Below are 24788 nucleotides of genomic sequence, written 5' to 3'. Positions count from 1 at the left end.
TCTGGTGCTGGGTGTTCCGACGCTTAGGGCCTCGGACATACCGACTCAAGACAATCCGGTGACCCGCATGGTGATGTTGATCCGTCCGTGAGACAGTCCGCTTTCCTCCGGAGCCGTTCCCGGGAGGACCTTGGGTATGCCGTGATAGGCGAACCGGGACGGCCCACCGAAAACGAAAAGATCTCCGGAGCGGAGTTCAACATCTGTGTACGGCTTGGTTCGGGTCTTGGTGTTACCGAAACGGAAAACGCACGTCTCGCCGATGCTGAGGGACACTACTGGGGCGCTGGAGCGCTCATCCTTGTCCTGGTGCATACCCATGGCCGCGCCGTCGTCGTAGAAGTTCACCAAGGCGGCGTCGGGCGTGTAGTCATTGGCGGAGAGGGCCAAGCCGCCCTCTGATTCGACTCCGGACGGAAAGGCTGCCGCAACGGCCTTGCGTCCCAGACGGACCATCCAGTCAGGGAAATCGAGCACAGGCCGATCGTTGACGTCTGTGGCTTCCCGGGTGTACTTGTAAGGCTGCCAGTGCCAGCCGAGGCACACCGTGCGAACCGACATCTTGTGCCCACCGGGAAGTGTCGCTGCGCGGAGCGGCACGGGTCCGTGTGTCCACTCGCTAAACCGTTCCACTATCCACCGTTGCTGCTCCAGGCTCAGCCAGCCGGGCACGTGAACCGCGCCGGGAGCAATCAGGCGAGGACCGGCGTCGTGTTTTTCCGGCTGAACCAACAGCAGCGGAAACAGTGCGTCATCGCTCAAGCAGCTGCCTCCAGGGTCAGCAGCGCTCGTTTTGCATCCGCTCCGCCGAGGTAGCCGCCAAAGCTGCCGTCCGACTTCACTACTCGGTGGCATGGGACGATGACGGGCAGTGGGTTGGTGGCGCAGGCGCTTCCGACGGCGCGGACCGCGTTGGGACTGCCGGCAGCCAAGGCGACCTCCGCATAACTCTCGGTGTGGCCATAGGCGATGCGGGGCAAATGCTGCAGGACATTCAGCCGGAAGCCGCGGGACAACCGGAAATCCAGGATGAGATCGAATTCCGTCCGGGTGCCGTTGAAATACTCGTCAAGTTGTCGCGCAGCATCATCCAAACGCGCAGGTGCCTGGAGGATGCGGGGGCTGATGGTGTTGGCAAGAAACTGCAGTACGTCGGCGTGGTCTTCCACTTCAAAGGCGACGCGGACTATTCCACGGTCCGTGGCGGCCAGAAGGAGACTCCCCACCGGTGAGTCCACCACACGATATGCAACGTCCAAAGTGTGGGTCAGTTGCGCGTCGCTGGCCAGACGTGCGCGAAGGCTGGCGAGGGCTAGTTCAAGTCCAGCATCGAGGGGTTCCAGGAGCGACGTAACGTCCCTGTGGTCCAGGCTGTGTTCGATGGTCAACGGATCTCTCCTTTCGAAGATGAATGTGTCAGAGCTGGAAGCTCAACCAGAGCACTGCGGAGGGCCTTGACGCCGTCTGATCCGGCTCGTCGGGCGGCCTCGGGGGTTCCTCCCAGAATCGCAGCCACGTCCACATAGGGAAGCCCCGCAAAGTAGTGGTACGCAACGGCCTGTCTTTGTTTCGGTGGAAGGTGCGCTACGGCGTCCACGAGTTCGGCATGCCCCTCACCGGGAATGCCCAGCCGGGAGGGTTGCTCGGGCGGCGAGTCCACGGGGAGGGCACGACGACCTCCGGCACGCACATGGTCGATGCATTTACGGTGTGCGATGGTGACCAGCCAAGCTTGCACGTTGGCCTCCGGAGGGAGGTCGGGGTAGGACTGAAGGGCCGCGAGGAAGGTATCGGACCAGGCGTCGTCGGCATCGTGCACGCCGAGGACTGCACGGCACACTCGAAGCACGGTGGCGCCATGTTCCTGGACCACAGCTTCGAACGGCTTTTTGGTGATCGACTGCCTGGCCTTCATCAGAAAAGTTTGCCCTCTCTCACAGCCGCTGGTTCTTCCAGCTCCAAGAGGAACCGCTTGTTCCGAAGCCCGCCGGCGTATCCGGTCAGTTGACCCTTGCGTCCCACCACGCGGTGGCACGGGATGATGATGCTGATGGGGTTGCGCCCCACGGCCGACCCAACGGCCTGGGCAAGATGCGGATCGCCCAGTTCGGCGGCCAATTCGCCGTAACTGACGGTCTCTCCAAATGGAATATCTTGCAGACGCGACCAGACCTTCTCCTGGAAGGTATTTCCACGTGCTTCAAAAGGAACATCGAAAACGGTGCGGTGTCCGCCCAGATACTGATCGAGCTCGACCCTGGTCAGTGCGAATACCGGATCCTCGATCCCTGCAGGGACCCCGAAGTAGTCGGGTGGAGGCATGTGCCAGTGGCCTTCATAGAAGATGCCCGTCAAAAATTCCCCGTTGGCAGTCAGCGTCAACTGCCCCAACGGGGAATCCATGGTGGTGTGCCGGATGCTCATATCCTGTAGACGTTCACGGGCACGGAAATGTGAGGTGTGGGTTCCTAGGAGCGCCAGCGGGTGGTCATCAGGAAGCCGACAATCGCGATGCCAAAGCCTGCAACGATGTTCCAAGAGGCCCAGTCGCGGACCGGGAACTGGCCTTCGGTGATGTAGAACGTGATGATCCAGATCAGGCCGAGGATCATCAGGCCGAACATGACAGCCTTGTACCAAACCGGGTTGGGCTTGTACTGTTGCGCGGCGGAAGTCTGCTGGGCCTGGCGGGCAGGCCGCTTGCGGGGCTTGGACTCGGGCACGGAGCCTCCTTGGCTGTAGGTTAATACCGGTTCCGGCCAGCCTTGGTATCCTGCAGGAAGGAAATTTCCAGCGGTTAACGGCCACGCGGCGTTCCGGGTTGGTTCTAGCTGTCAAGTCTAGCCGCAACTCGGGGTCCGCCCGCCCGCGCCCGCGCCCGATTCGAGGAGACCCTGTGGCGCACCAGCAGACGACAGCGGCTTCCGCCGTGCCGTCCGGCCGCCCAGGGCAGGAGCAGGAACCGCGCAGGCGCCTTCGCGCCTCCGACGTCATCCGCAAGATCAGCCAGATCCTGGGCGAACTCCTCATTACCGCAGGGATTGTCCTATTGCTCTTTGTGGGCTGGGAACTGTGGTGGACCAACGTTGAAGCCAACGCCAAGCAGACTGAGGCAGTCCAGAGCTTTGCACAGGATCTCACCGGGCCGGTCACCCCGGCAGCGCCGGGAAACCAAACGGACTATGGACCTCCGGTGGTTGGAACGGCCCCTGCAAACGGGGAAACGATCGGGATCATGTACATCCCCCGCTTCGGTGCAGACTACACACGGCCCATCATCGAGGGCACCGGCGCGGATGTACTGGACACTCTGGGTCTTGGCCACTACGGGAGCACCAGCATGCCCGGAGCCACCGGTAACTTTGCCGTTGCGGGCCACAGGCAGACGCACGGAGCGGTCCTGGACAGCATCCACACGCTGGTTCCCGGGGACAAAATCTATGTTCAGACAGCGGACGGCTATTACACCTACGTCTTCCGTAACAACCAAATAGTGCTTCCCAACCGCACCGACGTGCTCATGCCAGTGCCCACACAACCGGGCATCGTCCCGAAGGAAAGCATTCTGACCATGACAAGTTGCAACCCTCGGTTCGGGTCCCAGGAACGGATCATTGCCTACTCCGTGATGGAAAGCTGGCAACCAGCCTCAGCCGGACCGCCGTCGGAAATCGCCGCCCAAGTAGCCAAGGCACAAGGAAAGGGGTAGCGGATGTACTCGTGGATTTTCCGGAACCTGCCGGGACCTGTGTGGGTTCGTATCCTGACGTGTTTGGTGCTGGTAGCGGTGGCACTGGTACTGATGGTCCAGTTCCTCTTTCCTTGGTTCTCCCAATTCACCACTTTGACTGACTCAACGATTGGTTTAGTGCAGCAGCCATGAGCACAACAAAAATTCTTGTAGTAGATAACTACGACAGCTTCGTTTACACCTTGGTGGGATACCTCCAGGAACTCGGCGCCGAAACAACCGTGGTCCGCAACGACGACGTGACTCTTGCCGAGGCTACCGAGCTCGCAGCGACCCGCGACGGGGTCCTCGTTTCGCCCGGCCCTGGAACCCCTGCTGAAGCCGGCGTGTGCATTGAGCTCATCAAGTGGTGCGGCGACAACAGCAAACCCATGTTCGGCGTCTGCCTGGGGCACCAGGCCCTCGCTGAGGCGTACGGCGGCGTGGTCACCCATGCGCCCGAACTCATGCACGGCAAGACGTCCCCTGTCCGGCACGAAGGCAAGAGCGTCTTCGCCGGCCTCCCTTCGCCTGTCACTGCCACCCGCTACCACTCACTCGCAGCGGTTCGTGAGTCCATCCCGGACGTCCTGGAGATCACCGCCGAGACCACCAACGGCGTGGTGATGGGCCTGCAGCACAAGACCGCACCTCTCTGCGGGGTCCAGTTCCACCCGGAATCCGTCCTCACTGAGGGCGGCTACCAGATGCTCGGCAACTGGTTGGAGTCCCTGGGCATGACCGGAGCGGCCGAACGCGCATCCAAGCTGAGCCCGCTGATCAAGCAGTAGGTGCGGGGGCCGGCAGCCCGGAAGTTACTTCTTGGTGGCCGTCGGCTTCGGAGTCGGTTTGTCCGTCTCCGTGGGCGTGGGAGTGGGCGTAGGAACCGCGGGGGCTTTTGCCACCGTGATGGTGACCGACTTGCCCTGATCCACTTCGGTGTTGAACGTCTCGCTCTGGGCCGTCACGGTGCCTGCGGCGACCTCCGAGTTTTCCTGCTCCACAACCACCATGGGCAAGCCGTTGGTCTTCAGTGAGGCCTCGGCCTCCGCAAGGGGCAGCCCGATCAGCTGGGGCATGAGAACCTTGCCCGAGGAGACCTGCAGCTCAACTTTGGTGCTGATGGCGATTGCGCCGCCCGGGACCGGTCCAGTGTTGATCACAAGGCCGATGGGAACGGTAGCGCTGTGGGTCCGGACGGTCACGATGTCGCCGGTGATGCCCAGCCTGCGTAAGGCGTCCCTCGCGTCCGCTTCCGTCCGGCCTACGATGTCGGCAGGAATGGTCACCGAGTTGGGCCCGCTGGAGATTTTCAGGACCACCTCGGCGTCTTGATCCAGCATGGAGCCAGCGGTCGGAGAGGTGCCGATGGTCATGTCCTTGGCCACAGTATCGCTGGCCTCGCGCACGGATTTGGGCACCAGCTTGGCCGAATACAGTTCCTGGATGGCCTGGGATTCGGACATGTTGGCCACCACTGGCACGGCGATCTTTGCGGGGGGCGGTGGCTGCAGGTTCATGAGGCTGTAGAGCCAGAACCCGCCACCGGCCAGCACGATCAGCGTGAAGATCACCAAGGTTGCTATCCACGTACGACGGCGTTTGTTCTGGCCTGCGGTCCGCTCGCGTTCCGGTGGGAGGCCCAAGGGAAGGGGTTCTTCCTGGGGCTGGTCAGCGTCGTCCCGGAACTGATCGGCGGCCAGGAATCCCACGGCCGTAGAGCTCAGGAGCTGGGTGGCCGGGTCATCCTGGTCCACGAGGTCGTTCGGATCGGTGGGTGCCTCGCTGGCGGGCATTGCGGGGACAGGAATCCCGTTGCTTGCCGCGCGCAGTGCGCGTCGGAAGGACGCAGCGTCCTGGAAACGGTCTGTCCGGCTCTTCTGCAGGGCTTTGGCAAGGACAGAATCGAGGGCTTCGGAAACATCGGGGTTGTGGGCGCTGGGCATGTCCGGAATTTCGCGGACGTGCTGGTAGGCCACCGAGACCGGGCTGTCTCCCACAAAGGGCGGCCGGCTGGTCAGCAGTTCATAAAGGAGGCAACCGGCCGAGTAGAGATCGCTGCGCGCATCCACGGTTTCGCCGCGGGCCTGCTCCGGTGAAAGGTACTGTGCTGTGCCTACGACGGCCTGTGTTTGGGTCATGGTGGCAGCGGAATCGGCCATGGCACGTGCGATGCCAAAGTCCATGACTTTAACGTCCCCGGTGTCGGCGCAAACCATGACGTTGGCCGGCTTGATATCGCGGTGGACAATACCTGCCCGGTGACTGTACTCCAGTGCGGCAAGGACACCCAGGGTGAAGCCGATGGAATTCTCCACACCCAGTTCGTTCGCCTTGATCATGTCCCGCAGGGTACGGCCGGCGACGTATTCCATGACGATGTACGGCACGCGGACATCCTCACCGGGACCCCCGGGTACGGAGTATTCGCCGGTATCGAAGATCGCCACGATGGACGGATGGTTCAACGCCGCAACGGCTTGGGCCTCACGTTTGAACCGGGCCTGGAACTGGGGATCGCGGGCAAGGTCCGCACGCAGGACCTTGACAGCGATGGTCCGCCCCAGCAAAGTATCCGTTCCGCGGTATACGTCCGCCATGCCGCCACGACCGATCAGCTCACCGAGCTCGTAGCGGGCGTTGAGGATGCGCTGTGAAGACACAGGTGTGCTCTCCTCTCGATGCGCGGGACCGTGGCGTGGCGTAGACATGGCGGATCAGTTAGTTACTCGGGCTGCCGCTGGGGCTGGCGCTCGAGGAACCGGGGTTGGTGGGTACAACGGCCCTGGAAAGGAAGTAGGTCACTGTAGAACCTGCGGGAACCTCGGCTCCAGCGGCAGGCGAAGACCTCACGAACGTGCCGGCCTGCTGGCCTACGGCTCCGTTCACGGGATCCCCGGCTACCCACCGCAGTCCGGCGCCTTCAATGGCCGCACGAACCTGTGCTTCATTGGCTCCGACACCGATAGTGGGTACGGCGACGGCTTCAGGTCCCTTGGAGTACTGAACCGTGATGGTTTGTCCCGGATCAACAGGTCCAGTGGGGTTAAGGTTCACCACTGTTCCGGGAACCGCTGAGTTGAAGACTTCCTGGCCGTCAACACCAAGACCCAAAGCGCGGAGTTCAGCACTCACGGCCTCGAACTGCTGACCCAGGTACTGCTCGGGGATCACGTTGATCTTCTGCGGCGTTGACTGCGTCGGCGTCGGGGACGGCGCCTCAGAAGTCTGCGATGGCGTTGGCGTGGCCGAGGTGGATGTCGGGCTTGCCGAGCGGCTGGTGCTGGCAGTGGTGGACTGGCTCGGGCTGGGGCTCGGCGAGAAGAAGCCGGACTGGGTGATCAGGAAACCAACCAGTGCGAACAGCACCAACAGGATCAAGGCAACCATCGGCCAAGTCCAGGGGCTGCGCTTCTTGCGTTCCGGCTCGCGATCGTCAAAGTTCTCGTCGTCGCTGTAGGCAACTTCCTCTTCGTCGTTCAGCTGGCGCTCTGCTTCCAGGGCATTCGCGCGCGACAAGGGGTTGTCGGACGCGGCTGCAGCCGCTCCAACAGCAGCCCCGGCTGCACCGGCACCCAGCACCGGAAGTGCGGAGGTCGCCGTCGACGACTGCTCTTTTCCGTAAGGCGAGGTGACGACGCCGGTGGGTGCCGTTGCGGTGTCCACCGGTGCCGTGATGGGGCCGGTAGTGGATTCGAACAGCAACATGCCGGGTACGGCGGCGTGGGCCGTGGCGATGTCTCCGTTGCGAATGGCATCGGCGGCTTCGGCCAGCTTGATGGCGTTGGCAGGACGGTTCTTGGGGTCCTTGGCCAGCATGGACATCAAGAGGGCACGCACGGGTGTGGGAAGGGTTTCCGGCAAGGGCGGCGGTGCGTCATTGACCTGCGCCAGGGCGATGGCAATCTGCGATTCACCGGAGAAGGGACGGTGGCCGGTGAGGCACTCGTAGCCGATGACACCCAGCGAGTAGATGTCCGAGGAACCAGTGGCCGTCTGGCCGGTCGCCTGCTCAGGAGCCAAGTACTGGGCGGTGCCCATGACCTGGCCTGTCTGTGTCAGCGGAACCTGGTCCGCCAAACGGGCGATGCCGAAGTCGGTGACCTTGACGCGGTTGTCCGGCGTGATCAGCAGGTTGCCCGGCTTGATGTCGCGGTGGACCAGGCCCTGTGCGTGTGCCACGGCAAGGGCCCGGGCAGTCTGCGCGATGATCGAAAGCGTCATGTCCGGGGACAGCACCTGCTCGCGCTCAAGGATTCCGCTCAATGGGTGTCCCGGAACGAGCTCCATGACCAAGTATGCCGAGCCGGCTTCCTCGCCGTAATCGAAGACGTTGGCGATGCCCACGTGGTTGAGGAGGGCGGTGTGCCGTGCCTCGGCACGGAACCTCTGGAGGAAGCCGGGGTCCCCCGTGTATTCCTCCTTGAGCACCTTGATGGCAACGATCCGGCCGAGGATCTGGTCCTTGGCCTTCCAGACCTCGCCCATGCCGCCAATCGCAATGCGACTGGTCAGCTGGAACCTGCCGCCGAGTGTGATTCCCGAAGTAGGCCTCACTTATTCAACACCGCCTCAAAAATCTTCTTTGCGTTCGGACTGGTTAGCTGGGCACCGCTGAGCACATCCACACCTTCCATGACGATGGTGACGGCTACTTGCGGGTCGTTTGCCGGGGCGAACCCGGTAAACCATGAGTTGTTCAAACCTGAATCGCCGAGTTCCGCTGTACCGGTCTTGCCTGCCACCTTGACGCCGGAAACGGCTGCGCCCTTGGCAATGCCGTTGTCCACGGCGCTGGTCATCCACTCGGTGATTTGCGCTGCGATGGGCTGGGTGGTGCTGGTGCGGAGGGCTTCGGGCCTGAGCTCGCTGATGACGCGGAGGTCAGGAGCACGGACGGTCTCCACCAAATTCGGCTTCATCTGCACACCGCCGTTGGCAATGGCCGCCGTCATCATGTTGATCTGCAGCGGAGTGGCCTTGACGTCCCGCTGACCTACGGAAGACTGGGCCAACTGGGCCTGGTCCAGGTCCTCGGGGAAGATGCTTTTTGCCTGCTGGAGCTTGAGCTGATCGCCGAAGGTCTCGCCGAAGCCGAACTTCTGTGCCTGATCACGGATGGCATCCTGTCCAAGGTCCAGTGCAATGCTGGCGAACGGAGTGTTGCACGACTGCTCCAGGGCAAAGACGAAGGTTGCCGTTTCACGGACGTTGCAATTGCCGCCGGCGTAGTTTGGCAGGCTGGCACTGGATCCGGGCAACGGCAGGCTGCTGGGATTCGGCAACTCACTGTCCTTGTTGTACTTGCCTGAATTCAGTGCGGCAGCGGTGTCGATGAGCTTGAAGACCGAGCCAGGCGACAGCAGGTTGCCTGTTGGGCCGCTGACGTTCTGGTTCAGGTTGATGCCCGGAACCTGGTTCAGTTCGTTGTAGTTGGCATCTGCGGCGGCACGGTCATGGGTGGCGATCAGATTGGGATCGTAGGAGGGCTTGGAGACCATTGCCAGAATAGCGCCGGTCCTGGGATTCGTGACCACGATGGAGCCACGCTGGCCATCCGGGATGAGGTCGAACGCCAACTTCTGGATTTCCGGATCCAGGGTCAGTTCCACCGAAGCACCCTTGGGCTCATTGCCCAGGAACATCTGGCTCATTCGATCCAGGAAGAGCTGGTCGGAGTTGCCCGCAAGGGTCTCTCCCATGGACTGTTCCAAACCTGTCGACCCAAAGAACTTGGAGAAATAGCCGGTGACGCCCGCGTACAGCTCGGGTTGGTTGTACTTGCGCTGGAAGGCGCAGGACTCGGTTCCGGGGACGGACTCCGCGACTGGTTTACCGCCCACGATGATTGAGCCGCGCTCGTTGCAGAACGACGCCAGGACGGCCCGTTGGTTCCAGGGGTTGTCGTTGAGGTCGTCAGCGCCAATGACCTGGACGTAGCTGATGGCGCCGAAGATCAACGCAAACAGGGCCACTGCGGCCATCCAGGAGCTGCGAATAGCCTGGTTCATTGTTGCTTCACCGCCTCTGTTGGTGCGCTTGGTGTCTGTCCTGTGGCCGGTTTTCGAGTACCGGGCGTGCTGCTGCTGGCCGGAGGTTTGCCGACCATGGGTGTTGTGTCCACGGGCCCGCGGGCCGTGTTGGAGATCATGAGCAGCAGGCCGACGATTATCCAGTTGGCCAGGAGCGACGAGCCGCCGGCCGCCAGGAACGGTGTAGTCAGGCCCGTCAGCGGTATGAGCCGGGTGACGCCGCCGATGACCACGAAGCACTGCAGGGCAATCGCAAAGGACAAGCCGCAAGCCAGCAGCTTGCCGAAGGCGTCGCGGGTTCCCAAGGCAGCGCGGAAGCCGCGGGTAAACAGAAGCAAGTAGAGCATCACGACGGCAAAGAGGCCGATCAGGCCGAGCTCCTCGCCGATGAGGGCCACGATCATGTCGCTGTTGGCGAAGGGAACCAGGTCCGGCCGGCCCTGGCCCAAGCCGGTGCCTACCAGCCCGCCGTCGGCCATTCCGAACAAGCCCTCGACGATCTGTCCGCTGCCACCGGGTGACCTTCCGAAGACCTCCGGTGTGAACGCGTTGATCCAGCTGTCGATTCGGAACGCTACGTGGGAGAAGATCTGCGAGGCGATGAAGCCGCCACCAAGAATCAGCAGCAGGCCAATGACAACCCAGGAGATACGGCTGGTGGCAACGTAGATCATCACGATGAACAGGCCGAAGAAGAGGATGGAGGATCCGAGGTCGCGCTGGAAGACCAGGACGCCGATGCTCACCAGCCAGGCAGTGATCATGGGCCCGAGGTCCTTGAACCGCGGGAACTGCATGGGGCCGATCTTCCGCCCGGCCAGGAGGATGAGATCCCGGTTGGAGGAAAGGTACCCGGCGAAGAATATTGCCAGCGTGATTTTGGCGATTTCACCGGGTTGGAACGTCATGGGTCCCACTCGGATCCACACGCGGGCACCGAGGATTTCGCCGGCCGAAATGCCAGGAATCAAGGGCAGGAGCAGCAGGAACGCACTGACGGCCAAGGAAATGTAGGTGAAGCGGCGAAGGATCCGGTGGTCTTTGAGGAACCAGATTACGGCGATGGAAACTGCCATGGCGATCAGCGTCCACCGGAGCTGGTTGTTGCCGGTATCGTCGCCGGGGCCGTCCATTCTGTGGATCAGCGCCAAACCCAAGCCGTTCAACGCGACGACGATAGGAAGTATTACCGGATCGGCATATTTGGCACGGAGCCTGAGGACCATGTGGAAGGCGAAGGCGGCAACTGCGAGCAAGCTCGACTGGAACCAGAAGTCCCTGTCCAGCCCGACATCGGAGTTGATGCTCACCAGGGCACTCGCGCCGACGCCGACGGCAAGGGCCAGCACGATGAGGACAAGCTCAACGTTCCGGCGCGGTTTGGGAGAAGTATCAGTCTGGATCACTTGGCCGCCTCACAGGGAGTCGGGACGGGGGAAGGCGTGGCAACTGCCGCGGTACTCGGTACGGGCACGGTGGTGGTTGGCGATGGTGTCGGCGTCGATGTCGCCGAAGTTGTGGGGCAGTTGGCTGAAGCGCTGCCGGTGTTCTTCAGGTTCTCCACAATGCTCTGGGCATCGTCGAGGTCACCCGCCGGAACTGTCTGGCGTACGCTCTGCTGGCCGTATTCCGGCAATGAATCCACCCTGATATCGGTTACGGCTTCAAGCCGGGAAAGCTGAATGGGGCCGAGCCGCTGCGAAATTCCGTTGAAGATGGCAACGCGCTGATCGTATTCGCCCACGTAATAGCGAGTCTGGGTCCAGGCGTAGCCAAGCCACAGTCCAACCACGACGCCAACCACAACAACAGCTGCGACGGCGGGCATCAACCAGCGGATGCGGCGCCGGGCGGGTTCCTCGACATCCAGCCGGTCCTGCTCGGCCTTGTGAGTGAGGACAGTGGCAGCCCTGCGGGCGACTGTCCTGCCGGCAACAGTTGGTATGGATCCCGTCTCGGCAGCCGTGGCCGCTGCGCCAACCAGTTCGTGGGGACGGCTGGCCAATTCTTCGCGCAGAACCTCTGCGGAGAGGTGCTCGCCGAGGTGCGGGTCGGTGGTGGTGGGCGGTTCCTTGGACTCGTCCGGGGATTTGGACGCCTCAACGGATTCGTCCGCGTCACTGGTCGGGTCACCTGCGCTGAACGACGATCCCGCGTCAGCCTCCAGTGCGGCTTTTGCCTTGGACCCGGACTTAGCATCCTCAGCAGGTTTGGTCGCGGAAGGACCCTCGGGCGACTTGGATGCCGTGACTGCTTCAGGTTCGTCCAACGCGGCAAGCGCTGCGGCCGGAACGACGTCGACGGCGGCCGTGTTGACGTCGTCGTCGGTCTCTTCCGCAATCTCCAGCATCACCACGGTGACGTTGTCCGGTGCGCCGGCTTCCAGCGTGAGATCCACCAGTATTTCCGCACATTCGCGCAGGTCCTTGGTCTCGCGCACCATGCGCTCAACGACGTGTCCCGCAACGTAGTTGAGGCCGTCGGAGCAGAGCAGCCAGCGTTCGCCGGGTTCGACGTCCAGGATGTCCAGATCCAGCTCGGGACTGGCATCAACGTCTCCGAGGACACGCATCAGGACGTTCTTGTGGGGATGCGTTTCGGCTTCCTCGGGACGGAGGCGTCCCTCGTCAATGAGCCGCTGCACGAACGTGTGGTCGATGCTGATTTGCTCGAACTTCTTGTTACGCAGCCGGTAGGCACGGGAGTCGCCGATGTGCGCGAAGTGGAGCTTGCGGTCTTCAAGGAGAAGGGCGGTCACCGTGGTACCCATGCCGGAAAGCTTTGGGTTCTGGTGCACAAGCTCGGAAAGAAGGGAGTTGGCGGTCTGGATCTCGTCCGCAAGGACTGTCTCCGCGCCGTCCGGATAGTCGTCATGGTCCAGGTGGATCATGTCCAGCACCGTTGATGCTGAGGCGACATCGCCGCCGGCGTGACCGCCCATGCCGTCGGCCACGACTGCAAGATGGCGGCCCACATATGCGGAGTCGTCATTCTTGGAGCGGATCCGTCCGACGTCGGAGCGGGCCGCGTAGCGCATGATGAGTGGGCGCTCCGCGGGCTTCTCCTTGCCTTCGGGGGTCTCGGGGGAGGCCATGGACTATGGCCTCAATTCAATGACCGTCTTGCCGATTCTCACGGGGACGCCAAGCTCAACCGGCAATGCGCGGGTGAGCTGTTGATCGGCCAAGTAGGTGCCGTTGGTGGAGCCGAGGTCCTCGATGAACCAACGGCTGCCTTGCGGGAACAGCCGGGCGTGCCGGCCGGAAGCGTAATCGTCCTCCAGGACAAGGGTGGCTTCCTGGGCACGGCCAAGCAGGATGGGGCTGGCAGCGAGGGGGACCGTGGTGCCCTTGAGGGGGCCCTCTGTGACCACCAGCGTGCGCGCATGCTGGATGGCTGGCGGCGGTGACGCGGCCAGTTCCGGATGCTTGCGCACTTCGCGGGCCGTGGGCGCTCCGGTGACGGCCTTGCGGCCGATCTGGAGATCACGGCGCATGGTGGTGACAATGCTGAAGATCAGGACCCACAGCAGCAGGAGGAAACCGAAGCGAAGCGCTGTGATGGTCAGTTCGCTGATGTCGTTCACGCGTTGCCACCCTGGTTTTGGGGGAGGAGGCGGAAAATGATCTTGGTACGTCCCATCGTGATGGTTGAGCCGTCTGTGAGCTCCACGCTGCCGTTCACTTTATGGCCGTTGACGTAGCTTCCGTTGGTGGAGCCAAGGTCAACAGCCCACGTGCTGCCGTTCTCCGTGCGTACTTCAAGGTGCTTCCGGGAGACACCGGTGTCATCCACAAGGATGTCGGCTTCCGAGGAGCGGCCCAGCACTACGGAACGGGCGTTGAGGGAATATCGTTGGCCGCCGATGTCCAGAACGGGCTGGAGGCGGGTGGGCTGCCGTACCGGGGCTGCCGGAACATGAGCCCGCGGGGCTTGGGGAGCGGCGGCAGCGTCGTCGGAAGATTTCTCGGTCCGGGACGTGATCTCAAAGTGCCCTGCCCGTTCTTCGTCATTCCGACGGAACGAGATCCGGACCGCGCCCTGAAGGGTGTAGCCCTGGCTGCGGACGTGCTGGATGACGACGTCGCACAGTTCCTCGGCAAGGGGCGTTCCCCATTCCTGGGCCCTGGCGAAATCCTCGTCGCTAAGCAGGACATCGAAAACATTGGGAGCGAGCGTGCGGCCGGCAGCGATGGTGATGGACTTGTTGTCCAACTCGCGCCTCAGCTTGCTTGCAATCTCCACCGGCTCTACACGTGCCCGCGACCCCGTGGAGAAGACGTTGCGAACGGCTTTTTCAATGCCGCGCTCGACTTTGTCCAGCAAACCCATGTCCTTCTCCTTTCCTTGCCGCGGCACCCGTTGCGCCTGGTCCGATAGTCCATCGTTTGGTCCGTCTGCGCACACAGCGAAGTACGCGCCTGACGGCCCTTCCACTTCCCGATACTACTGGGACTGACTGGGAATGGCCTTAATCCACAACGCCTTGCGACCCGGAAAAGTTCGCTCCCGGCCCTTGCTGGCGCGGGAGTCGGGGCATGAAATTTTCGTGGAGTTCGGCCGTTGTTGGGCGACTTTTTGGGGACTCCGTCGCGTGTCGGATGGTGCCCGGTCCTCCCGATTGGTGTTTTGCCGGGAATGTCCGTTATGCTTGATCTCGCTGCTTTTGAAGGAAACGAAGCTGGGAAACCGGCAGAAGTCCAGAAAAAGAAGTTGCGCGCGAGTGGCGGAACGGCAGACGCGCTGGCTTCAGGTGCCAGTATCCGAAAGGGTGTGGGGGTTCAAATCCCCCCTCGCGCACGCAATCGAAAGAGCCCCGGTCTTAGGATCGGGGCTCTTTTGTTTTTCCTACGGGATCCCAACCAGGTGACAGCTACCGCTCCACTGACGCTTCACAAGAGCAGTTGCTGTTACCTGGTCGGGTGAGGGGCTACGGAGCTTGCCGCTTCAGCGCACGCCCCAGCCGGGCGGCCGCCTCTTCCAGCTTGGACGCAGGGACATCCCCGTAGGCCAGGCGCAGGTGTCGGTCAGCATCCGTTCCCGGTCCTGATGGGAAGAACGAACCGCGCTGGTACTCCACGCCCTCGGCACTGGCATCGGCGGCCAGCTGATCCGGGTCGACGGAGTCGTCTGCCAGTTTGGGCCAGAGGAACAGTCCGCCGTCGGGAAGAACAGTCTCAAAAGCTCCCGGAGCTTCCCGGTGCAAAGCAGAAACCAGGGTTTCGGCCCGGTTTCGGTACAGGGCGCGGGCCCGGTCAAGGGTTGCGTCGAAGATCCCGGGGTCGGATGTCACCAATTCCCCGATGATTGCCTGGACCAGCGTGGAACTGTGCGAATCCTGGCGACTGCGCAACGCCACCAGATCACGGGCCAACCGTTCCGGTGCAACGGTCCAGCCGAGGCGAAGCCCGGGACCCAGCGTTTTGGTGAACGTGTTGATGTGGAGGACGTGATCCGAGGTGTTGAATTCCTCCACGCTCTCTTGCTCACCGGTAAAACGGAGTTCGCGGTATGGGTTGTCCGCAAGAACCACGAATCCGTAGTGTTCCGCCAGCCGTACCAGTTCTTTCCGGGCGTCCCCGGACAGGGTGCCCTGGGACGGATTGTGGAAGTCGGGCACTGTATATAGGGCGGACGGACGGGCGCCTGCGCGGAGCTGGTCGGATAGATGATCAACATCGAGGCCTTGCGGTCCCACAAAGATGGGCAGTGTCCTGGCGTCGGACAACTGCAGCCCCCGGAGGAACAGCGGGAAGATCGGGTTGTCCACAGCCACCAGGTCGCCGCGTTCCACCACGGACTGGATCGCCAACGACAGGCCATGGAAGCCGCCGTTGGTGATCAGGATCCGGTCCACCGGGACTCCTTCGCGTTCTGCGATCCACTCCCGCAGCGGCGAAATGCCCTCTGTCCGTGAATATTGGAGCGCAGGGACGCCGGGCTTGGCCAGCACACGTGCAGTGGCGGCGGCCAGTTCTTCCGTGGGGAGGACGCTGGGGTCCGGGATGCCACCAAGAAGCTCGATGGCATCGGCTCGCCGGTCGCGAAGCGTCTGGTCGCCAAAGCCCTTCGGCGCGGTAAAGGCCTCAATAAGGGCGGGCCGTCGGGTGGAAATCACGTTCACGGTCATGCTGTTGCCTTCGCTAGTTGTTTGCTGGCCTGATCCCCGGCGGGCACAGTTGCCAGCGGAATCGCCTCAAGGAGGGCGCGGGTGTATGGATGCTGCGGCCTATGGAAGATCTCCTCGACAGGCCCGTCTTCCACCACCTGGCCGCGCCGCAATACGGAAACGGTGTCGGCTACTTGCCTCACCAGCGCCAGGTCGTGCGAGACGAACAAATACGTCAAGCCCAGTTCGCGTTGGAGTTTGGACAGCAGCTCGAGGATTCCCGCCTGGACACTTACGTCCAGCGCTGACGTAGGTTCGTCCAAAACCACGACGTCGGGCCTCACCACCAAGGCGCGGGCGATCGCCACGCGTTGCCGCTGGCCACCGGACAGATGCGCAGCCCGCCTGGACGCGACATCGGAGGGCAGCCCAACAGCTTCCAAGGCTTCACGCACACTCTGGGCACGCTCCGCCTTGGTACCCACGCCGAACTGGTCCAGTGGCTCACGGACAAGCCTGCCCACCCGCCACGTTGGATCGAGGGACGTGAACGGGTTCTGGTAGACCAGTTGAAGGTGGCGTCGGATCTCCCGTACGTCGGCCCGGGAACGGCCCGACGTCGATTGGCCGGCTACCTCAATGTCCCCACCGTCCGGCTGTTCAAGACCCAGGAGCAACCGCACCGCGGTGGTCTTGCCGGACCCGGACTCGCCAACGAGTGCGTGTGTTCGCCCGCGTTCCACGGAGAAGGACACTCCGTCGCAGGCAAGGACGTCCTTTCCGCCGGCCGGGAAGCGTTTGGTGACGCCCCGAACATCAATCTGAAATCCAGCAGTTGGCGAGGCGCCGGCCCGAGTGCGGGAGTCGCCGTCGTGCGCTCCCTTAAACGGGACGCGCTGGCTCCGGTACCGGTCCGGGTGCAAAGCGGGAACGTCGGCCTGCAGGCTCCGCGCGTAGTCGGTTGCGGGCGAAGCAAAGACGTCCCGGGACGCTCCGCTTTCCTGAACAGCACCGTCCTTTAAGACCACCAGGGAATCGGCACGCTCGGCTGCGATCGCGAGGTCGTGGGTGATCAGGAGCAGGCTGATGTCCAGTTCGCGGCGAAGATCGGTCAGCATGTCCAGGATCAGCTTCTGAACCGTCACGTCCAAGGCGGAGGTGGGCTCATCAGCAACGATCAACGACGGACGTGGCAGCACCGTGAGGGCGATCAACACTCGTTGGAGCATGCCGCCCGAAAGTTGGTGCGGGTAGGAGTCGTACACCCGGAGCGGGTCCGGCAGACCCACTTGCTCCAGCATGTCCAGGATCTTCGCGCGGCGGACGGCGGGATCGGTTTCGCCGAGCAACGCCGCGGCCTCGTGAGCCTGGGCGCCGATGGTCCGCACGGGGTTCAAGGCCGACGCCGGGTCCTGGGGGATGAAGCCCAACTCCCGGCCGCGCAGGGGCCGGAACTGCTTCTCCGGCAGCGTCAGGACGTCCCGACCATTGAGCGCCACGCGTCCGGTGGCCGTTGCTTCACTGTGGGGAAGCAAACGCAGGATGGCCTTGGCGATGGTCGACTTGCCCGAACCGGACTCGCCAATGAGCGCCAGGCTCTCGCCTTTGGCTACCGAAAACGCGACGTCATGGACGACCGCCGTGGGACCATACGCGATCGACAAGCCTTGCACTGTTAATAGGTCTGCGGACACGGCGGTGTCCTTGGGATTCAGGGTCATGTCACTTGGCCTTTCGCAGCCAGCGGCTGATGCGGTTGACGGACAGGACGGTGCCCACGATGACCAAGGCCGGCGCGTACACCAGCCATGGGGCCGTCACGTAGGTCTTGCCCGAGGCCACCAGGAGACCCCAGTCGGAGGCCGGGGGTGGATCGCCGTAGCCCAGGAAGGCCAGCGAGGCGATGACCAGGATGGACGTGCCGAACTGGAGCACCGCCAGTACCAGAACGGACCTGTAGGCGTTGGGAAGGATATGGCCGAGTAGTGCGTGGAGCCGGTTGCCGCCTTGCAGGTACGACGCCTCCACGTAGGTGGCGCTGCGGACCCGCATCACCTCCGCGCGCATCAACCGGGCAAAGACCGCGACGGCGGACACTCCGGTGGCGATGGCCGCGTTGATGGTTTGGAAACCCAGCGAGCTCACAATGACCACGGCCAGGAGGAACCCTGGGATGGCAAGGAGAACGTCCACAAAACGGCCCAGGACGGAATCGAGCCAGCCGCCGCGGAATCCACTGGCGAGGCCGATGATGCTGCCCACCACCAATCCGATGAGCACAGCCACCAAGGCGCTGGTAACCGACGACGCCGTGCCGTACACAACACGTGCGTATTGATCGCGGCCGAGGTAATCCGTGCCGAACCAGTGTGCGGCGCTCGGGGCCGCAAGCTTGCTCGCGGTGTCTCCCGTGACAGGACTGAACGATGTGAAGAGACTTGGAACAAGGGACCAGAGGATGACCAAGAGCACCACAGCGAAGGACAGGATGACCGTGACTGGAGGCAAGCCTGAGGTGAGCTTCCTGGATGCCGTGCCAACATTACGCAGTTGGGTGTAGCCAAGTGTGGCAGTCATGGACCCACCTTCTCCCGGAGTTTGGACTCCCGCAGTTTGACGCGGGGATCGAGCAGAGGCGACGCGAGGTCGGCCACCAGATTGACGGCCACGAACACCACGGCTGAGAGGGACACCACCGCTTGGAGCACGGGTTGGTCTTCTCCCGTCACGGCTTTTTGGACGACGGTGCCGATGCCGTCACGGCCGAAGATCGTCTCCGTAATAACGGAGCCACCCAGAAGTTCGCCCACGATGAGCGCCACCATGGCCACGGACGGCAGGGCCGACGGTTTCACCAGGTGCTTGGCGAAGAGCTTGGCCTCGGTAAGGCCGCGCGAGCGGGCCACAAGGGCGTACTCCTGCCGGGATTCGTGGTCCAGGCCGGCAATCAGTACCTCAGCCAGCGGCGCTGATACCGGAATGGCCAAGGTGATGGCTGCGAACAGTGTTGCTGCCGCGCTGTTGGGATCCGTGGTGGTGAACGAGTGGAGGCGGAAGGCAAACAGCTCGATCAGTACCAGGCCAATCACGAAGTTGGGCACCGACAGGAAGAACGATGGAATGGAGCGGACAATTGCCGCCCACCTGCCCGGCAAATACTGGGCGCCGTACGCGATGACCACGGCGAAAACAATGGCGATGAGCAGCGCGCTGGTGGCCAGGGTGAGCGTGGACGGCAAAGCGTCTCCCACAATCTGGGATACAGGCAGGTTGGACTGGAGGGAAAAACCCAGTTCACCCGTCAGGAACCGCCCCAAGGAGAGCAGCAATTGCACGATCACGGGCTGGTCCAGGCCATAGAAGGCCACGATCCGCTGAATGTCCTCCTCGCTCAGTCCGTGCTGCGGATCCCGGAGCGTGTTGGTGATGGCGTCACCCGGGAGGACGCTGATTACCAGGAACGTCAGGACATAGGCGAGAAGAACGACGACGATCGCCTGCCCGGCGCGGGTCAGGGCAAAGCGTTTGTAATCGCTGGTCACTGCGAGATCCAGGCGGTGTAGAAGTTGGCGTAGGCCAAGCCGTTGTACTGGACATCCTTGATCTTCGGGTTGATCAGGTACAGGCGCTGGACGAGCTGGTTAAGAGGGATGAAGTAGCCCTGCTCCAGGACGTACTGCTGGAGTTCGTCGGCAACCTTCCCGCGGGATTCCCGGTCCGAGGCAGTGGCTATCGCTGTGGAGAGGTCGTTGAGCTTCTGGTCGCTGGTGCCCAGGCTGAACCAGTCTTCGCCCTTGTTCTGGCTGGTCAGGACTCCGGCGACCGTTCCGACGTCGACGAAGCTGCGTGAGGTCTGGAACAGCGGCGGCTTGCTTGCCTGGACAGCCGCGTAGCCGGCCACGTCCACTACCTTGAGGTTGACCTTGATGCCCACCTTCTTGAGCTGCTGGGCGATGAGCTCGTCCTCGGCCTTGGTGGACGGTACGTAGGGGTTTGGCGTCAGGGTGAACTCGAGGGTCTTGCCGTCCTTGGTGCGGTACTCGTCAGAACCCTTGGTCCAACCGGCGTCGTCCAGGAGCTTGTTGGCTTTGTCGGCGTCGAACGCGAAGGAGTCGCTGAACTCGCCTGCTTCCGGGACGTTGCCCTGGATGAATGTGGTGGCGGCGTTCCAGTCGCTTGTGTAGACGGTCTTGAGGATCTCTTCGCGGTCGATGCCGTGCTGGATAGCCTTCCGGACGGCGGGATCGTTGGTGGGGAAGGCCTGCGTGTTGACCTGGAATCCGTCCACGAAGCCCAGGTAGCGGGGCGTACCCACCGTGAAGCCCTGGGCTTTGAGCGACTCGATTTCCTGGGGCTCAACGTTGAAGGCAACATCGGCCTGGCCGGAAACAACCGTGGAGGTCCGCACCGAGGTGTCCTTGATGACTTTGTACGTGATGGTGTCCAGGCGGGCAGGACCCGTGTGCCCGAGCGCTGCCGGACCCCAGTTGTAGTCCTTCCGCTTCTCCAGGACGTAGCTGTCGCCCTGCTTCCAGGACTTGACCACGAACGGGCCGCTGCCGATTTCCTGGCTGAGGTCGGCCTGGGCTTCCACCGGCAAAGCCAAGGTCTTCGGGGAGAGCAGAATGCAGCCGTGGTAAGCGAGTGTTGCGATGAAGCCCAGAGCGGGGGACGAGAAGGACACCTTCACGGTTTCCGCGTCGGTGGCTTCTGCTGACACGAAGTTGCTGGATGGGAAGAGACCCACCTTGCTGACACCGCGGGTGGAGTCCCCCTTGGCCCAGGCATTGAGGTTTGCCACGACAGCCGCCGCGTCCAACGGGGTTCCGTCGGAGAACGTCACGCCCTTCTTCAGGTGGATGACGAAGTCCTTGGCGCCGTTGAGTTCTTCCCAGCTTTCAGCGACCCACGGGCTCAGCTCGCCCTTCTCATTGACGTACACCAGCTTGTCCGTGATCTGGCCCCAAAGGTTGCCCTCGTAGCTGGAGATGGACGTTTTACTGGAGACCCAGCCGGTGTCGTAGCCCTGGATCAGGAAGGTGATGTTGCCGCCGTCCACCGGAGTTGTGGAGCCGGCACCGGTGGTGGCCGTTGTGCCGCCGCAAGCGGTGACGAGGGCAGCGGTGGAGAGTGCGCCCAGGCCCGTAAGGAAGGCCCTTCTGCGGAATTCGGGGGTGTTGAAGGTAATCATGGGGTTGCTCCTGGAGACGTGTGTGTTGCGGGATTGCGTTGGGGGTGGTGCTGCGGGCAGGGCGCTTAGATTGCCTTGCCGGGATTGAGGGTCTGTTGGGGGTCGATGGCCGCCTTGATGGCGTGCTGCACCTCGCGGCTCCGCTCCGAGAGTTCCAATGCGGCCCATTCGCGCTTGATGGTTCCCACACCGTGCTCGCCGGTGACGGTCCCGCCGAGCGAAAGCGCCACCTTCACCAGTTCAGTGGCAGCTTCCAGGAGGGAGGCAGGCGGGTTCGCGCCGTCGTCGGGCGTCTTGTCCTTGGTGATGAGCGGGTGAAGGTTCCCGTCGCCCGCGTGCGATACCGCCGAGATATCCACGCCGAAGCGCGCCTCCAGGGCAGGGAAAGCGGCGTAAACCTTGGGTAGCTGGGACTTGGGAACGGCGATGTCCTCGCCGATGTACCACTTGTCCTGCGGGAGGCCGCGGCCGCTGCGGCGCAGTTCCCACAGCCTCACGCCGTCGTCGTCGGACTCCACCGTGACACGGCCACCAACGGCACTGAGCGCGGTGGCGAGGTCGGCGGCCTGGTCTCCGATGCCGTAGCCGTCGATCTCGATGAGGATCAGCGCGGCACCCCTTTCCCGCAGTGCGGTTCCGGAATGGGCGTCGATGTTGGCCAGGCTTGGAGTGTCGAAGAACTCGATCGCTGCGGGCCGGACGGGCGACAGGGTGATGGCCGCCAGCCCGTTGGTGCCCTCGGCGGTGCTGTTAAAGAACGCGCTGACCGTCTTGCGGGCCACGGGGATGGGGCGGAGACGGACCGTGGCTCTGGTGACGATGCCCAGGATGCCTTCTGAGCCAACAAACAACGAGGTCAGATCCAGCCCCGTGACGCCCTTGATGGAGCGGTGGCCCACTGTGATCAGGCTGCCGTCAGCCAGGACGACGTCCAGCGACAGGACGGACTCCCGCGTTACCCCATACTTGGCGCAACGGAGACCGCCCGCATTTGTGGCGATATTTCCACCAATTGATGAAATGTCGAAGCTTGCCGGATCTGGCGCGTAGAAAAGCCCGAATGGTTCGAGGTGCTTATTCAGATCTGCATTGATGACACCGGGTTCTACCACCGCCACCTCATCCAGAGGGGAAACCTCGATAATGGCGGTCAGTTTTTCCGTGGATATGACCACCTGATCTGGTTGTGCGGTTGCGCCACCCGATAGGCCGGTTCCGGCGCCACGTGGCACCACCGTCACGCCAAGCTCCGTGGCCAGCTTCACCGCCGCCTGAACCTCGGCTGCCGTTGTTGGAAGCACGACGGCGGGTCCCGGCTTTCCGTTGGCGGCTGCGGTCTTGGCCGTGGCTGCGTCGTGGCTGTAGCGGGTGGTCCCGGCACTGGGCTCAAGGATCTCGATGCCTTCAACCCGGCGCGTGAGTTCACGGACGTAGCCCTGGATTGAGATGTGTTCTTCGGTGAGCTGTGTTGTCATGCCGGCGTCTCTCTGTCCGGGTGCATGACAAGGCATTCCTGCGTGAAGCACCCAAAGGCTTTTGATGGATTTCCCGGTCACAAAATGACGGGTTCTTCAAAAGTTAGCGGGACTCGGAATTTACGCGCCAGTTTTCTGAAATGTCGATCAATAGTTCTCAATGGGGCGTCGTGGGGATTCCGATTTCGTTAAAGGGGGTCGCTGAGAGACGAATTATGTCCCAGTAAAAAGCGCCGCGACGTAACGTGTCGAACCGCCTGCTCGGCCGGCCCAACTAGGTCGCAGCTGAGCGCGTTCTGAGCGCTGGGAACGGCCCCAACTGCGACTTAGATGGGCGTACGCGACCGTCAGCCGCGCGCAGAACCCGTGAACCGGCGTCGTGAGTTGCTCAGGTGCAGGCGCATCGCTGCCGCGGCAGCCACTTGGTCGCCCTCCGCGATTGCTGCGTATATAGAGGAGTGTTCGTGGACCACCTGCGCAAAGCGCTCGGGGGAGTCCTGGTCTTCGCTGGCGACGAGGCGTGGGCGGGGCATGGTGATCATGGTTTGGCCCAGGGCGGAGATGCAGTCCGTATAGAAGGGGTTGCCGGACGCCGCAGCAACGGCCCGGTGGAACTCGAAGTCCGCTTTCATGGAGTGGGCGGGGTGGCCTGAACTCGCTGTGAACTGCTCCAGCGCGCCATGCACTGCCTTGAGTTGGTGTTCGGTGTGGTTGCGCGCGGCCAAAGCGGCGGCTTCGGTCTCGACGCCGATCCTGAAATCGAGCATCTGCAGCCGGTCTTCCATGCTGGAAACGGGGCGGGTTCCGGGCGCTGCGGCGGGACCTTCCGCGGGCGGCGTCAGCGCGAAGCTGCCCCGCCCACGTTCGGTTTCAACCAATCCCTCCGCTTGCAAACGGGTCAGGGCGGAGCGGACTACCGTCCGGCTCACCCCGAACTCGCTGATGAGGGTGTTTTCGCTGGGGAGCTTCTCACCTGGTTGGATGGCGCCGTCGACGATGCGGTTGCGAAGGTCGGCGGCGAGATCCGCGGTCAGGTTTCGGCTCATGGGTTCAAGATTACGCGCCGAACTCCACGGATTCGGTGGTCCAGGCGCGGGCCTGCCCGCTGAGGGTGACGCCCAGTCCGGGGCGGTCCGGAACGATCATGCGGCCGTTCTTGGTCTCCAGGCGCTCCTCGAACAGCGGGTCCAGCCAGTCGAAGTGCTCCACCCAGGGCTCACGCGGGTAAGCGGCAGCCAAGTGGAGGTGGATTTCCATGGCGAAGTGCGGTGCCAGGCCGAGGCCACGTTCATCCGCCAACGCCGCGAGCCGCAGGAACTGGGTGATGCCGCCAACGCGCGGAGCATCTGGCTGGATAATGTCGCAGCTGTTGGCGTTGATGAGGCCCTTGTGTTCCGCAACGGAGGCGAGCATCTCACCGGTGGCGATGGGTGTATCCAGGACTTGGGCCAAGTGCGCGTGGCCCTCGAAGTCGTAGGCATCCAACGGCTCTTCTATCCAGATGAGGTTGAATTCCTCCAGTTGGCGGCCCATGCGCAGCGCGGTGGCCCGGTCCCACTGCTGGTTGGCGTCCACCATGAGGGGGACGTCCCAACCGATGTGCTCGCGGACTCCGGCCACGCGGCGCAGGTCCTCCTTGGAGTCGGGCAGGCCAACCTTGATCTTGACGCCGCCGATGCCATCGTTGATGGATTGCGTGGCGCGTTCCTTGACCTCATCCAGGGTGGCGTTGAGGAAGCCGCCGGAGGTGTTGTATGTCTGGACCGAGTCGCGGTAGGAGCCCAGCAGCTTGGCCAGGGGCAATCCGGCGCGCTTGGCTTTGAGGTCGTAGAGCGCGATGTCGATGGCCGCCAGGGCCTGAGTTGCCACTCCTGAGCGGCCCACGGAGGCGCCGGCCCAGAGGAGTTTGGTGTAGATCTTGCCGATGTCGTTGGGGTCCTCGCCGATGATGCCCTCCGCGACCTCCTTGGCGTGGGCATACTGTGCGGGGCCGCCAGCGCGCTTGGAGTAGCTGAAGCCGATGCCGCTGTGGCCCTGTTCGGTGGTGATCTCGGCGAACAGGAACACCACTTCGGTCATGGGCTTCTGCCTGCCCGTGAAGACTTTCGCATCGCTGATGGGTACGGTGAGGGGCAAACGTGCCGTGGACAGCTTGACGTGGCGAATGAGATCTACGGTGCTCATGGTTCTCCTTGTGGGTGCGGCATCCTTGCCTGCCACTTAGGATACAAGTTTTAAACTTGTACTACAA

At 62.9% G+C, this 24788-nt stretch carries 22 protein-coding genes and 1 tRNA gene; 3 read left to right on the top strand and 20 right to left on the bottom strand.

What is annotated here, in order from left to right; translation table 11 throughout:
* Positions 1 to 45: 45 nt before the first annotated feature.
* The 5 genes from GVL04_RS04725 to GVL04_RS04705 are packed head-to-tail and all read right to left on the bottom strand — an operon-like array spanning position 46 to position 2723.
* Positions 46 to 762, bottom strand: coding sequence for an alpha-ketoglutarate-dependent dioxygenase AlkB (locus GVL04_RS04725; protein ID WP_159700307.1), 717 nt, complete (start codon positions 760 to 762; stop codon positions 46 to 48).
* The gene (locus tag GVL04_RS04720) at positions 759 to 1388 is read right to left on the bottom strand and encodes a methylated-DNA--[protein]-cysteine S-methyltransferase (protein WP_159700304.1); all 630 of its coding nucleotides are present in this window, start codon (positions 1386 to 1388) and stop codon (positions 759 to 761) included. The genes GVL04_RS04725 and GVL04_RS04720 overlap by 4 nt, the downstream gene beginning before the upstream one ends.
* The gene (locus GVL04_RS04715) at positions 1385 to 1915 is read right to left on the bottom strand and encodes an RNA polymerase sigma factor (protein ID WP_159700301.1); all 531 of its coding nucleotides are present in this window, start codon (positions 1913 to 1915) and stop codon (positions 1385 to 1387) included. Before GVL04_RS04715 ends, GVL04_RS04720 begins: the two co-directional genes overlap by 4 nt.
* Positions 1915 to 2424 carry a methylated-DNA--[protein]-cysteine S-methyltransferase gene (locus GVL04_RS04710; protein ID WP_159700298.1) on the bottom strand — a complete coding sequence of 170 codons (510 nt, stop codon included), beginning with the start codon at positions 2422 to 2424 and terminating at the stop codon, positions 1915 to 1917. The genes GVL04_RS04715 and GVL04_RS04710 overlap by 1 nt, the downstream gene beginning before the upstream one ends.
* A gap of 44 nt (positions 2425 to 2468) precedes the next feature.
* Positions 2469 to 2723, bottom strand: coding sequence for a cell division protein CrgA (locus tag GVL04_RS04705; RefSeq protein WP_159700295.1), 255 nt, complete (start codon positions 2721 to 2723; stop codon positions 2469 to 2471).
* Positions 2724 to 2881: 158 nt separating this feature from the next.
* Here GVL04_RS04705 and GVL04_RS04700 point away from each other — a divergent pair, with 158 nt between their 5' ends.
* Complete coding sequence (locus GVL04_RS04700; RefSeq protein ID WP_159700641.1) at positions 2882 to 3709, top strand: class E sortase; 828 nt, start codon at positions 2882 to 2884, stop codon at positions 3707 to 3709.
* A 170-nt stretch (positions 3710 to 3879) separates the two neighbouring features.
* Positions 3880 to 4521 carry an aminodeoxychorismate/anthranilate synthase component II gene (locus GVL04_RS04695; RefSeq protein WP_159700292.1) on the top strand — a complete coding sequence of 214 codons (642 nt, stop codon included), beginning with the start codon at positions 3880 to 3882 and terminating at the stop codon, positions 4519 to 4521.
* A gap of 24 nt (positions 4522 to 4545) precedes the next feature.
* Here GVL04_RS04695 and pknB read toward each other — a convergent pair whose 3' ends face one another.
* The 7 genes from pknB to GVL04_RS04660 are packed head-to-tail and all read right to left on the bottom strand — an operon-like array spanning position 4546 to position 14094.
* Entirely contained in the window at positions 4546 to 6441 is a 1896-nt protein-coding gene (gene pknB / locus GVL04_RS04690) for a Stk1 family PASTA domain-containing Ser/Thr kinase (RefSeq protein ID WP_159700289.1), read from the bottom strand.
* A gap of 10 nt (positions 6442 to 6451) precedes the next feature.
* The gene (locus GVL04_RS04685) at positions 6452 to 8287 is read right to left on the bottom strand and encodes a protein kinase (RefSeq protein WP_159700286.1); all 1836 of its coding nucleotides are present in this window, start codon (positions 8285 to 8287) and stop codon (positions 6452 to 6454) included.
* Entirely contained in the window at positions 8284 to 9741 is a 1458-nt protein-coding gene (locus tag GVL04_RS04680; RefSeq protein ID WP_159700283.1) for a penicillin-binding transpeptidase domain-containing protein, read from the bottom strand. Before GVL04_RS04680 ends, GVL04_RS04685 begins: the two co-directional genes overlap by 4 nt.
* Positions 9738 to 11168 (bottom strand): FtsW/RodA/SpoVE family cell cycle protein, encoded by a 1431-nt coding sequence (locus GVL04_RS04675; protein ID WP_159700280.1) that lies wholly within the window; start codon positions 11166 to 11168, stop codon positions 9738 to 9740. The genes GVL04_RS04680 and GVL04_RS04675 overlap by 4 nt, the downstream gene beginning before the upstream one ends.
* Entirely contained in the window at positions 11165 to 12856 is a 1692-nt protein-coding gene (locus GVL04_RS04670; RefSeq protein ID WP_159700277.1) for a PP2C family serine/threonine-protein phosphatase, read from the bottom strand. The genes GVL04_RS04675 and GVL04_RS04670 overlap by 4 nt, the downstream gene beginning before the upstream one ends.
* Before the next feature lie 3 nt (positions 12857 to 12859).
* Complete coding sequence (locus GVL04_RS04665; RefSeq protein ID WP_090822625.1) at positions 12860 to 13339, bottom strand: FHA domain-containing protein; 480 nt, start codon at positions 13337 to 13339, stop codon at positions 12860 to 12862.
* Positions 13340 to 13344: 5 nt separating this feature from the next.
* The gene (locus GVL04_RS04660) at positions 13345 to 14094 is read right to left on the bottom strand and encodes a DUF3662 and FHA domain-containing protein (protein ID WP_159700274.1); all 750 of its coding nucleotides are present in this window, start codon (positions 14092 to 14094) and stop codon (positions 13345 to 13347) included.
* 385 nt (positions 14095 to 14479) lie between these two features.
* On the opposite strand from GVL04_RS04660, the gene GVL04_RS04655 reads away from it, so the two are divergent.
* A tRNA-Leu gene (locus GVL04_RS04655) sits at positions 14480 to 14562 on the top strand.
* 130 nt (positions 14563 to 14692) lie between these two features.
* On the opposite strand, the gene GVL04_RS04650 is transcribed toward GVL04_RS04655, so the two are convergent.
* From GVL04_RS04650 to GVL04_RS04615, 8 genes are all read right to left on the bottom strand, one after another.
* Positions 14693 to 15892: a PLP-dependent aminotransferase family protein gene (locus tag GVL04_RS04650; protein WP_159700271.1), complete on the bottom strand. Its 1200-nt coding sequence runs from the start codon at positions 15890 to 15892 to the stop codon at positions 14693 to 14695.
* Complete coding sequence (locus GVL04_RS04645) at positions 15889 to 17592, bottom strand: ABC transporter ATP-binding protein (protein ID WP_159700268.1); 1704 nt, start codon at positions 17590 to 17592, stop codon at positions 15889 to 15891. The genes GVL04_RS04650 and GVL04_RS04645 overlap by 4 nt, the downstream gene beginning before the upstream one ends.
* Position 17593: 1 nt before the next feature.
* Positions 17594 to 18448: an ABC transporter permease gene (locus GVL04_RS04640; RefSeq protein ID WP_159700265.1), complete on the bottom strand. Its 855-nt coding sequence runs from the start codon at positions 18446 to 18448 to the stop codon at positions 17594 to 17596.
* Positions 18445 to 19413 carry an ABC transporter permease gene (locus tag GVL04_RS04635; protein ID WP_159700262.1) on the bottom strand — a complete coding sequence of 323 codons (969 nt, stop codon included), beginning with the start codon at positions 19411 to 19413 and terminating at the stop codon, positions 18445 to 18447. Before GVL04_RS04635 ends, GVL04_RS04640 begins: the two co-directional genes overlap by 4 nt.
* The gene (locus GVL04_RS04630; protein ID WP_159700259.1) at positions 19410 to 21062 is read right to left on the bottom strand and encodes an ABC transporter substrate-binding protein; all 1653 of its coding nucleotides are present in this window, start codon (positions 21060 to 21062) and stop codon (positions 19410 to 19412) included. Before GVL04_RS04630 ends, GVL04_RS04635 begins: the two co-directional genes overlap by 4 nt.
* 65 nt (positions 21063 to 21127) lie before the next feature.
* The gene (locus GVL04_RS04625; RefSeq protein ID WP_159700256.1) at positions 21128 to 22537 is read right to left on the bottom strand and encodes an FAD-binding oxidoreductase; all 1410 of its coding nucleotides are present in this window, start codon (positions 22535 to 22537) and stop codon (positions 21128 to 21130) included.
* Between the two features lie 347 nt (positions 22538 to 22884).
* Positions 22885 to 23583, bottom strand: a complete 699-nt coding sequence (locus GVL04_RS04620; protein ID WP_159700253.1) for a FadR/GntR family transcriptional regulator — start codon at positions 23581 to 23583, stop codon at positions 22885 to 22887.
* Between the two features lie 10 nt (positions 23584 to 23593).
* Positions 23594 to 24721, bottom strand: coding sequence for a mandelate racemase/muconate lactonizing enzyme family protein (locus GVL04_RS04615; RefSeq protein WP_159700250.1), 1128 nt, complete (start codon positions 24719 to 24721; stop codon positions 23594 to 23596).
* Positions 24722 to 24788 lie beyond the last annotated feature (67 nt).

This window comes from Arthrobacter sp. 18067 (assembly GCF_902706295.1).
Classification (GTDB): domain Bacteria; phylum Actinomycetota; class Actinomycetes; order Actinomycetales; family Micrococcaceae; genus Arthrobacter.
Note: the sequence above shows the minus strand (reverse complement) of the source record. Positions and strands in the feature narration are given on the sequence as shown.